The sequence below is a fragment of the Pseudoalteromonas sp. SANK 73390 genome (assembly GCF_054966645.1).
The window spans coordinates 1-10,495 of record NZ_ARPN01000093.1 but is presented as its reverse complement, the minus strand read 5'-3'; the positions used below and the strand labels follow the sequence as shown (position 1 = coordinate 10,495).

Here is a 10,495-nt window from a genome sequence, read left to right as displayed (position 1 = left end):
ACGCCGAAAGTGTGCCAAAAGTGTTCCCCGTACACACGGGGCTAAACCGCAAGGAAATCATTATGTCTTTATCTCAATATGGTGTTCCCCGTACACACGGGGCTAAACCGCAACATCATGGTAAATAGTGGCAGGGCCAGCGGTGTTCCCCGTACACACGGGGCTAAACCGCCTTATATATTGCGGCAAAACTGCATTCAAGAGTGTTCCCCGTACACACGGGGCTAAACCGCTCACATGATAAATGATGATGATGCTCAAGTAGTGTTCCCCGTACACACGGGCTTAATACTTTCCTTATTTGTCAGTATTTTACTTATTACTACTTAGTAAAATACTGATCTCTTTAATTTGCGCGATGCTAGCTTCATTATCACCATGCACACATAAAGTGTCTGCTTGTAAAGCTAGTTGCTTGCCTGAGCTGGTGGTTACACAGCCGTGCTGTACAAGTTGTTTAACTTGAGACATAAGCGCTGTTTTATTATGTACTGCATTTGCTTTAGTTCGCGAAGCAAGCAGCCCTTCATCGGTATAAAGCCTATCGGCAAATGCTTCAAATAATAGTTGCACACCCAATTTATCCGCTAACGTTCGATGAGCTTGTTGCTGAGCGCTTGCTAGTATCATCAGCTTTAACTCTTTAGGATAACTGGCAGTGGCTTTAATTATCGTGGTTAGTAGTGTTTCGTCCTTCATCATATCGTTGTAGAGTGCGCCATGTGGTTTGATGTAAGTAAGTGAAAGCCCTTGGACTTGTGCCATACCATCAAGTGCTGCAACCTGATAATGAATGAGATTGGTTAATGCGTCTGGGCTTATATTCATTGAACGACGACCAAAGCCTTGCAAGTCAGGGTAGCTTGGGTGCGCGCCAATCATAACTTGATGTTGTTTCGCGAGTTTTAGTGTGTTGCTAATAACGTCTGGATCACCTCCATGAAACCCACAAGCGATGTTAGCGCAGTCAATGACTGCCATAGCTTGTTCATCAAGGCCTATTTTCCAAGCACCAAAACTTTCTCCCAGATCACAGTTTAATAGCATGGTTGTTCCTATTTTATGGTTACAGGTAATGCGCCATTAGCAGGTGCTAAACCCAATATCACTTTTGCTAAAGCGGTAAAAGCAGGGCCTTTAACGTGTTCATCATTATCAACATCAATGTTGTAAGCATAACTTGCTAATACAGCATCACTGACAGGGGCAAATTGCTTTATCTCATAAGGCGCACGCAAACTAATAAATAAAGTTGGCTTGTGCTGCTTTTTGGCCGAACTTAATAGTGTCAGCAGCGCTTGAGGTTGCTGTTTGCGAGAAAGAGAGAACTTTTCTAGCTTGGTAACATCTTCCATGCCCCCGATTTCAACCGCGCTTTGCTGTGGGCTGGCATGTGCAGCTATTACTACATCAGCGCTAGTAATATGTTGTTCGGCTACTTTTGGGTCAAAACCTTGCAAGCTGTTACAAGTTATCTGTAAAGGGGCTTTACTAAAGGTCTTAAGTGCTCGGCGCATGGCTTCACACTTACGCATATCAGGCATAATTAAATGTAAACGTTGATGGGTTGCTGCGTTTAAAGGCAGTAATTGTTCATTTTTAACTTGGGTAATGGCTGCCAGCGCAAGTTCTGCTTCTAGTTTTCGATGTCCGGGGTTACCTAATGTGGCTTGAGCAATCGCGCTTGAATGATTGCTGGTATTTTTTAAATGACGTTGTTTAAGTCGGTTAATACGTGCCGCAGAACGATTAATTTCTTCACCATTGAGTTTGCCTTCTTGTACTGCTGAAGTCAGGGCATTTAATAGTAGATCTAACTGCTTGATATCATCAGGTGTACGAATTGCAATTGGCATAAGCGCAATATCTACACCTGCTTTGAAGGTTTCAATCACAGCAGATGTAGAATCAAAAAAGTCACTAATACCAGCCATATCAAGTGCATCGGTGATCACAACGCCTTGATAGTTTAACTTAACACGCAGCAAGTCATGCATAATAGCGCGCGACATCGTGGCGGGTTTTAGCATTTGCTCACCATGTTTGTTTGCTAGCGTACTACTATCAAGTTCAGGATACTGAATGTGTGCCGTCATGATCATACCCGGCGCATTGGTATTTATCACCGCTTGAAAAGGCGCTAAGTCATTTTTCCAAATAGTGTGTTTATCATGGTCCACTCTTGGCAGTCCAGTATGGCTATCAACGTGCGTATCACCATGGCCCGGGAAATGTTTTAGCGCTGAAATAACATTTTGTTGTTCAAAGGCTTTAACTTGAGCGGCCCCTAATTTTGCCACCGTGTCTGGGTTTTCAGAAAAGGAGCGTACATTGATCACTGGATTTTCAGCGTTCATATTGACATCAACCGTTGGCGCAAAATTTACATTAATACCAAGGCTATTGAGTTCTTTACCGATGACAGTTGCAACGCTGCTGGCATAGTGTGTGCCATGTTTTGGATAGGTCGCACCAATACTCATATTACCGGTAAATGAGGTGGCTTGTTCACGATTTATACGTGCCACACGGCCACCTTCTTGGTCGATGGCAATAAAGAGTGGGTGAGGGTATTGGGCTTGTTTTGCTGCATGTTGCAGTTGGTTGTTTAAGTTAACAATTTGCTCAGTATTGGCGGTATTTTCTGAAAATAGAATAACCCCACCGATGTGATATTTACTGATCACGTCAGCCAACTGATTGGGTAATCGGGTCATGGGTTCACGACATGATTTACTCTTTCCTTGGCTGCAAAAGTAGCGAAAGTCTAACATTAACTTTTGGCCTAACTGAACTTCTAATGGTTGTTCTGAGCGTATTGAAGCCGCTGATGTATTGCTAATGGTCATGGCGAAAAAGATACCTAGTGGTTTTAAAAGCCTAAAGCGCGTCATATAAATTAATAGTTATTGTCTTTATAATGGCTAATTTAGCATTAACCGCAGGTGATTGATAACCTAAGGCGATGATCATCACTTACTCCACGTTATACGGTAATGCTAATAATGCACAGCAACCTGTTTGTTGGAGCCTATTATGCAAGGATAAACGGCCATTGTGTGCTTCTGCTATTTGTTGACACAACACCAAACCAATGCCTGAACCATGCTGTTTTGTACTGTAAAATGGTACAAATAAATTATCAGAATTACCAATGCCAGCGCCATTATCACACACTCGAATTCTAATTTGCTGGTCAACAAACTCCCACTCAATATCAATTTTACACTTACGCTCACTTTGCTGTGCAGCGTCTTGTGCATTCTTAAATAGGTTGATTAGTAGCTGCTCTATTTGTACTACATCAATATGAAGTATGACATCACTTTTTAGTATTATGTTAAATTCACAGTTATTAAAAGGTTGTTGGCAATTGCTTAGTAATTTTTGTAATGAGCAGGGCTTACAATTTGGCTCGGGTAATCTGGCTAATTGATTGTAGCTTTCAATAAATTGCCCTAAGTCGCTTGCGCGTTTGCCAATAAATTCTAAGTTATCGGTAATATTACTTTTAAGCGCTATATCACTTTGTTTGTTGATTATTTTGATCAAGGTCTGTGAAATAGATGCAATGGGAGAAAGTGAATTGTTGATCTCATGGCTCATTACTTTTATCAATCGTTGCCATGCATTACGTTCTTCGTGTCTGAGCAGCGAATGAACATCTGTTACAAATACCAACTTATACGTTTTTCCTTCACTTAAGTAGCGTTCCACGTGCAAGTTAAAGCGTTTTGATTGTAACCCCATTGGCAGCTCAATCACTTTATTTTGGCCTTCGCTAAGCGCATTCACGGGTACTAGCTCTTTAGGTAACTTAATGAATGAGTTATTGTTATCAAGCGAAAATAATTTTTGTGCTGCTGGATTATATAGCTGAACATGTTGTTGCTCATCAATGGCTAAAATAGCTACATCAATGTGTTCGAGTACGGTTTGCACCAGTTGCTGCGACTCGACCGACTGCCAGCGCTGCGCGCTTAGTCGCTGTGCTAGGCGGTTAATCGCGCTAAAAAGCGGAGCTAATTCATGCTCATATTGCCCAGCTCGTGCTCGTAAGCTGTAATCACCTTGTGCGAGTGCCTCTATAAGGTTAGTTTGTGTACGCAGTTGATACACTACTTTTTGCCTGATATGAACACCACTCCAGATGATCATAATGGTGCCAAGTAAAGCGCATAATGCAATCAGCCAAACTGAGATGTCTGTGTACAGCATAGTTATTATCAGCAGCAGCAACAAAGGTATTGCAGTTGCTAGATAAATCATACTTAGCTGAGTTTCGTAGGGGGTGTGTTTAGGCATTATGAATTCCCTAGGCGTTATTTACCCGCTTTATTTAAACGACGATAGAACGTGCTTCGGCTTAAGCCCAAAGACTGTGCTGCAGCGACGGCATCCCCGTCATAAAATGCCAGCCTTCGCACCAGTGCATCTTGCTCTATTTCACTTAAAGTAAGGTGTGCAGTATCCACAGTACAATATGGATCTATTCCTACATGCTTTGGTTGTTGCACTGGCGTTAGGTTTAGGTGTTCGGCATCAATGTGTTCTGTTGGCGCTAAAATATGAGCGCGCTCCATAATGTGTGCTAACTCTCTCACATTCCCGGGCCAGTGGTAGTCTTGTAATGCACGCTGTGCTTGAGCGGTTAATGTACGCCCCTGCGCGGCATATTTTTCTATAACGCGGCCTAAAAAATAATGCGCTAAAGGCAAAATATCTGCTATTCGTTCACGTAAAGGTGGAATATGTATTTGTACGGTATTAATACGATATAACAAGTCTTTACGAAACTCCCCCGTTGCAACAGCATGGGTTAGATCTGCATTCGTTGCGGCAACTAACCGTATATCAACGGATTGAGTTTTACTGGCCCCTACTTTTTCAAACTGCTTTTCTTCAAGTACGCGTAATAATTTTGCTTGTTGTGAGTAGGGAGTGTTGGCTATTTCATCTAAAAATAACGTTCCTTCGTCGGCTAATTCAAACCGGCCAATACGCTGCGATTTGGCATCGGTAAAAGCGCCTTTTACATGGCCAAACATTTCACTTTCAAACAAACTTTCACTGACTGCACCCATGTTAACGCTGATCAGTTGCTCTTCTTTGCGTGTTGATAGGTCGTGCAAATAGCGAGCAAACAGGCTTTTTCCTGTACCATTTTCGCCAGTAAGTAATACGCTTACATCGCTTTTAGCCACTTGCGATAGTGTGGCGAGCACTTGTTTTATTTGTACTGAATGGGCAATTAACCCTGAAATAAAGCCCAGTTCGTTTTGCAGTAGCTGATTATGTACAGCCAGTTTTTGGCTGCGCTTGTTGGCTTTATCCAATTGTAATTGTGTGCGCACAATCGTGATCAGTCGTTCGTTTCCCCATGGTTTTTGCACAAAATCATTGGCACCGTGCTGCATGGCTTTAACTGCTATTTCAATGCTGCCCCACCCTGTAATTGCAAGAATGGGCAGTTGCTCATCATCTAGTCTTAATTGTTGAATGAGCGCTAGGCCCTCTTCTGCTGACGTGGTGTCTTGAGTAAAGTTAAGGTCGGTGATCACCATACTAAAGGTATGACTTTTTAACAGCTGTTTGGCGATGATCGGGCTATTTGCTTGTAAGCTGGGGTAGCCTTCTTCCATTAGTAATAAACTCAGTGCATGTCTAATGCCTTCGTCATCATCAATAATTAAAATTGGGTTGCTCATAAATATTTGTTAATCACGCGCTTAGATGAGTTTAGTGTACGACAAAGCGTAGCAAATATAAAAACTACGCTGTGCCATTATGGTGTTATTGATTGTGTAAAGCGTATGCAGGTTCGTTCACCAGCGCACGCTTGGTTGGCAAGTAAGTAGCCAGTAAAACCACCGCTGATAACAGTGTTGTGAGTATCAACGCAGCTATAACAATATCGTTAAACTCAACGCCAATAGGCACCGACATCGCATACCCTAAGCCTAAACCAATCGTTAAACCCGGTACTGCGCCTAGCAAAAGTTGTTTAGTACCTGAGATAAGAAACTCTTTACTTATATGCTGCTCGCTTGCACCTAATGCCCGTTTTACTCCAATCTCTTGATTGCGTTGTGAGATGGTATTGGCCATCACGCCATAGATACCACTGGCGGCAAGTAAGAACGATGCGAGTCCAAATAACATTAACACACCACCCACAAATCTCAGTGGTGCTACGCGCTGGGTTAAGCGCCCATCTAAGCTATCTATATTAAAAATAGGTAACTGTGGAGCAACTTGGTTGATAGCGTTTGTTAGCGCCTCTTTTGCACGGCTCATATCGCTGTGGATGCTTGCTGCAATATACATCGATGAGCGAGGAGACTGTGCAAACGGCACATAAACCGACGGCGTTTTTGATGCTCTATCTCGGTTAGGCATAGTTTGCACGATATGCTTAACCACACCCACAATGGTAAGCCAAGGGCCTTTACTTGAGTCTTCATTAATAAATTGAATTCTTTGACCAAGCGGTTGTTCAGTGCCCATATATTGCTCTACAAAACTATCGCTAACAATAACAGTGTGTTTGTCTATTTTGTTATCTGAATCTGTAAATAACCGGCCTTTTACCAGTTGTGCCTCTAAGTGGCTTAAAGTAGCTGGGAATACGGCGATTTGATTGGCCCTAGGGTAACTAGATAGCCCTTGTTTGGCATATTCCTGCCCGGCAATGGCAACTGCTGGGCGTCTATCTCCAAAGCCGGGTAAAGCTGAGGTGATGATAGTGTCTTGTAATATATTTTGTGTTGCTAATTGTGAGTTGAGTGCCTGTACAAACTGAATTTTTTGCTGATCAGTTTGGTATTGTTCTTCAGGAAGTGTTATTTGGCCGGTGAGCTTATTGCGAGTATTAACCCCATAGTCGGCGTAAGTTGCTTTAAAGCTCCCGGTGATCATAACCGCCGCGACAATTAAAATGGTAATAGATAAAAATACTTCGCCAACCACTAGGGCTTTATTTAGTTTACCCGCATTTTTGCCCAGTGCGCCGCGTGTACCATCACGCAATACCGCGTTAAAGTCGCCATTAATATTGCGCCAAGCAGGTAAAAAACCAGTCACAAAAATAGTGCTCACTAAAAAGGCAAAAAAGATTTTAAGCGAATAGGCATCAATACCAAAGTTCCACCAAAATGGCGGCCGATCAGTAAAAAACTGATTAGTGACGGTTTGTGTTACTTCAAGCCCCCAACCCATAACCAATAAACCAATTAAGCCACCCAAACCACAGATTAAAATACTCTCCCAAAGCAGCTGGCTTAACAAGCGGCCAGTGGGCGCACCCAATGCAACACGAATAGCGGTTTCTTGAGAGCGCTCAACGGCTCTGGATAACAGTAAATTACCTACGTTAACCGACGCTAAAATGAGAATTAACACCGCAGCTACGTGCATGACATAAACGACGGGCATGCCGCCATCTGCGGTAGACATATGCATAGTGAGAGCGTAGGCACCTAATCCAGAGTTGGTTTTTGGGTAGCGCTGTTCAAGGCGCTGCATAATCAAGCTTAGTTCATGATCTAGCTGTTCAATACTGGTGCCAGATTCCCTAAGCGCAACCCCTGTAACTTGGCTGTTTTGCGTGCGTGTTACTTGTTGGGTATTGTCACGTAGCGGACGCCACAATTGGGCACGGCGTGGGTAGTAATAACCCTCAGGCATTACGCCTATCACTTGGTAGTTTTGGCCATTAATTTTTAGTGTTTTTGAAAGCACATCTGATTTGCCGCCAAAATGGTTTTGCCATAAATCATAACCAATAACGGTCACGTTTTGCGCGCCCACTTTGTCTTCCTCTGGACTAAACGTGCGGCCTAATAGTGCGCTGGTGCGAGTAAGTGAAAACATATTGGCACGAGCATCGGTGGCGCTGTATCGACGAGCTCCATCTCTGCCAGCAATATTAACAACCGAGTTTCGGTAGGCACTAAACTCGCTTATGTTGCTTAAACTTGCTTTTACTTCTTCAAAATCATGGATGTTAAAATCACCAAAATTACGTTTGCCATTCATTGAGGTGGAGAGTTCAATCAAGTGCTCGCCATCAGTAAAAGGCAGTGGCTTAAATAGCATGGTGTTCATAAATGAGAACAAATACACGCTTAAACCAATTCCTGTGGCCATAACAAATATCGTTAATGCACTAAAGCTGGGCTTTTTGGCCAACAAGCGTATGGCATATTTTATATCGCTGCGAATACTCATTATAGACCCCTATAAGTTTACAGCTTGTGCATTATCTGCATTTGCTGGTTGGCTTTTATGGTCACTCACAATACGTCCATCAAGTACTTCGATGTTGCGCTGTGCGCGTTGTGCAGAACGGGGGTCGTGTGTAACCATGCAGATAGTTGCGCCTTCTTGATGAAGTTGGTCTAGTAGCGCTAATACATCGTGGGCGTTTTTTGAATCAAGGTTACCTGTAGGCTCATCGGCTAAGATTAAACTTGGCGCACCCGCTATTGCACGAGCAATGGCTACACGCTGTTGTTGCCCTCCGGATAGCTGTGAAGGGTAATGGTTGGTGCGATGGCTCATATTAACCTTTGCCAGAGCCTCAGCCGCCATTTGTTTCACTTGTGACTTAGTTAAGTCTGAACGATAGGTGAGGGGTAACTCTACATTTTCCATTACATCTAAATCACTGATCAAATTGAATGACTGAAAAATGAAGCCTATTTGCTTGTTTCTTATTTGCGCACGCTCCGGTTTAGTTAGGTTACTTACTTCATGCCCAGCTAACTGATAGCTACCTGATGTTGGTGTATCGAGTAGGCCAAGCAAAGAGAGCAAGGTTGACTTTCCAGAGCCAGATGGACCAGAGATGGCAATATATTCTTGCTTAAACACTTGTAATGATATGTTGTTAAGTGCATGCGTTTCTAAATCATCTGAATAAAATACTTTACATAGGTTGTTGAGTTGTAATACACATTGAGTCATGGTGCTTTCCTAATCGATTCTAAATTGAGTGTAGCTTTCAAAGCGGCTTGGGTCGGACGTAATAATTTTATCGTCCGCTTTAAGCCCTTGAATGATTTGTACATAACTGACAGACCCTAACCCCAGTTTTACACCTGTGCGCTCAGCCATTAAACCATTTGAGCTTAGTTTGTAAACACTGGATTGGGTTTGACTTTGAGAAAATAATGGCCGCGACACGTACAGCGTATTGGTTAGTTCAGCGATGGTAATTTCACCATCTACGCTCAGTGCTGGACGTGCATCTTTTGGCAGTGGCTCAGAAAAAGCAACATCGACTTGTACGTTACCTTGTACTACTTCTGGGTCTATGCGGGTTACATTGCCTAGCACTTCGCTATTTTGTGTACTTATGGTAACTTTTTGACCAACAATAATTTGTTGAATTTGAATTTCTGGCACTTGCAGCTCTGCAATTAACGCACTTTGATCAGCCAGTTTGGCTATGTTGCTACCCATACTGACATGCTGACCTACTTCGACAGGAAGCGCCAAAATAATACTGTTAATTGAAGCGCGAACGGTCAGTTCATCAACTTGGGTTTGAATACGTGATACGCGGTTTTTTAACTGGTTGAGCCTAGCAAAGCGGGCATGTTGCTGGGCCTGTAGGCTTTTACTCGACTTTGTCATTTGTAACTTGGCAGAACTGAGTGCTTGTTTAGCTTGGTCTTGCGTTATTTTTGCGCGTTGAAAGTCAAGCTTTGATACTGCGCCTGTTTCGATTAATTCTAAATGTGCTTGATATTCATGCTCTGCACCGGCCAACGCCATTTGTGCGTTAAGCATGTCAGATCGTTGCTTTGCAATGGCTGCTTGCTCGGCTAAATCGTTTGCCTTGTGCTCAGCCTCTAATGCTGACAACTCCCATTGTGTTTCTGCAAGCTCTTGCTCTAAATGTGGGTTAGTAAGACGAACAATTGCGTCACCTTTTCGTACTTGTTGACCGGGTTTATATAGTAGGGCTTCTACTTTTGCATCGCCACTGGCCGATAACCACTGTACTTTCTCTGGTACCAGTACGCCGTTACCACGTACCGTTACGGTAAAGTCGCCTTTTTGTACTTTGCTTATAACTAATGAGTTGGCACTAAGTGTGAGTGCTGCTCGGCTAAACTGCCAAAGTTGATAAATACCCGTAAATAATATGGCGAGTACTATACTTGCGATAAAAAACTTGCGAACATGCGTTTTCTTTTTGGTTGACACTGCGATGTCCATTTAAGCTCCTAATAAAATTCAGTATGAATAAGTAGAAGAGTGCAGACACTGTGCCAAAATTTAAGGTTTTGAATTTAAATGATTTTAATTGTTTTTTGAATTTTCAGTCCTAAATGTGGGATTTGTATTGAGACAGATCCTAAAAGTGGGATTGGTAGTGAAATAAACCCACAAATACTCGTTATGAGAAATTAGTGTGAGATATTACTTGGCTGCTGGTGCTGTTTTATCAATCAACCTAAATCTTGTCATCATGACGTTTATATTG

Annotated in this window: 7 protein-coding genes and 1 CRISPR repeat array; all 7 genes read right to left on the bottom strand. The window is 42.7% G+C overall.

Going from position 1 to position 10,495, the window contains the following annotated elements:
- Positions 1-20: 20 nt before the first annotated feature.
- Positions 21-294: a CRISPR direct-repeat array (repeat unit 30 nt; unit sequence GTGTTCCCCGTACACACGGGGCTAAACCGC).
- Between the two features lie 18 nt (positions 295-312).
- The 7 genes from SANK73390_RS11555 to SANK73390_RS11525 all read right to left on the bottom strand — a co-directional run bounded on the left by SANK73390_RS11555 (position 313) and on the right by SANK73390_RS11525 (position 10,227).
- Positions 313-1,047, bottom strand: a complete 735-nt coding sequence (locus tag SANK73390_RS11555; protein WP_462766163.1) for a 5-oxoprolinase subunit PxpA — start codon at positions 1,045-1,047, stop codon at positions 313-315.
- Between the two features lie 8 nt (positions 1,048-1,055).
- Positions 1,056-2,849, bottom strand: coding sequence for a glycoside hydrolase family 3 protein (locus tag SANK73390_RS11550; protein WP_462766162.1), 1,794 nt, complete (start codon positions 2,847-2,849; stop codon positions 1,056-1,058).
- Positions 2,850-2,976: 127 nt separating this feature from the next.
- Positions 2,977-4,305: a sensor histidine kinase gene (locus SANK73390_RS11545; protein ID WP_462766161.1), complete on the bottom strand. Its 1,329-nt coding sequence runs from the start codon at positions 4,303-4,305 to the stop codon at positions 2,977-2,979.
- Between the two features lie 17 nt (positions 4,306-4,322).
- Positions 4,323-5,708, bottom strand: a complete 1,386-nt coding sequence (locus tag SANK73390_RS11540) for a sigma-54-dependent transcriptional regulator (protein WP_462766160.1) — start codon at positions 5,706-5,708, stop codon at positions 4,323-4,325.
- Positions 5,709-5,793: 85 nt separating this feature from the next.
- On the bottom strand, positions 5,794-8,229 hold the full coding sequence (locus SANK73390_RS11535; RefSeq protein WP_462766159.1) for an ABC transporter permease: 2,436 nt from the start codon (positions 8,227-8,229) through the stop codon (positions 5,794-5,796).
- A gap of 9 nt (positions 8,230-8,238) precedes the next feature.
- Positions 8,239-8,967 carry an ABC transporter ATP-binding protein gene (locus SANK73390_RS11530; RefSeq protein WP_462766158.1) on the bottom strand — a complete coding sequence of 243 codons (729 nt, stop codon included), beginning with the start codon at positions 8,965-8,967 and terminating at the stop codon, positions 8,239-8,241.
- A 9-nt stretch (positions 8,968-8,976) separates the two neighbouring features.
- Entirely contained in the window at positions 8,977-10,227 is a 1,251-nt protein-coding gene (locus SANK73390_RS11525; RefSeq protein ID WP_462766157.1) for an efflux RND transporter periplasmic adaptor subunit, read from the bottom strand.
- Between the last annotated feature and the right edge of the window lie 268 nt (positions 10,228-10,495).

Coding starts and splice junctions, on each gene's coding strand:
- SANK73390_RS11530 (WP_462766158.1), bottom strand. CDS start 8,967: ATGACTCAATGTGTATTACAACTCAACAACCTATGTAAAGTATTTTAT.
- SANK73390_RS11550 (WP_462766162.1), bottom strand. CDS start 2,849: ATGACCATTAGCAATACATCAGCGGCTTCAATACGCTCAGAACAACCA.
- SANK73390_RS11525 (WP_462766157.1), bottom strand. CDS start 10,227: ATGGACATCGCAGTGTCAACCAAAAAGAAAACGCATGTTCGCAAGTTT.
- SANK73390_RS11540 (WP_462766160.1), bottom strand. CDS start 5,708: ATGAGCAACCCAATTTTAATTATTGATGATGACGAAGGCATTAGACAT.
- SANK73390_RS11545 (WP_462766161.1), bottom strand. CDS start 4,305: ATGCCTAAACACACCCCCTACGAAACTCAGCTAAGTATGATTTATCTA.
- SANK73390_RS11535 (WP_462766159.1), bottom strand. CDS start 8,229: ATGAGTATTCGCAGCGATATAAAATATGCCATACGCTTGTTGGCCAAA.
- SANK73390_RS11555 (WP_462766163.1), bottom strand. CDS start 1,047: ATGCTATTAAACTGTGATCTGGGAGAAAGTTTTGGTGCTTGGAAAATA.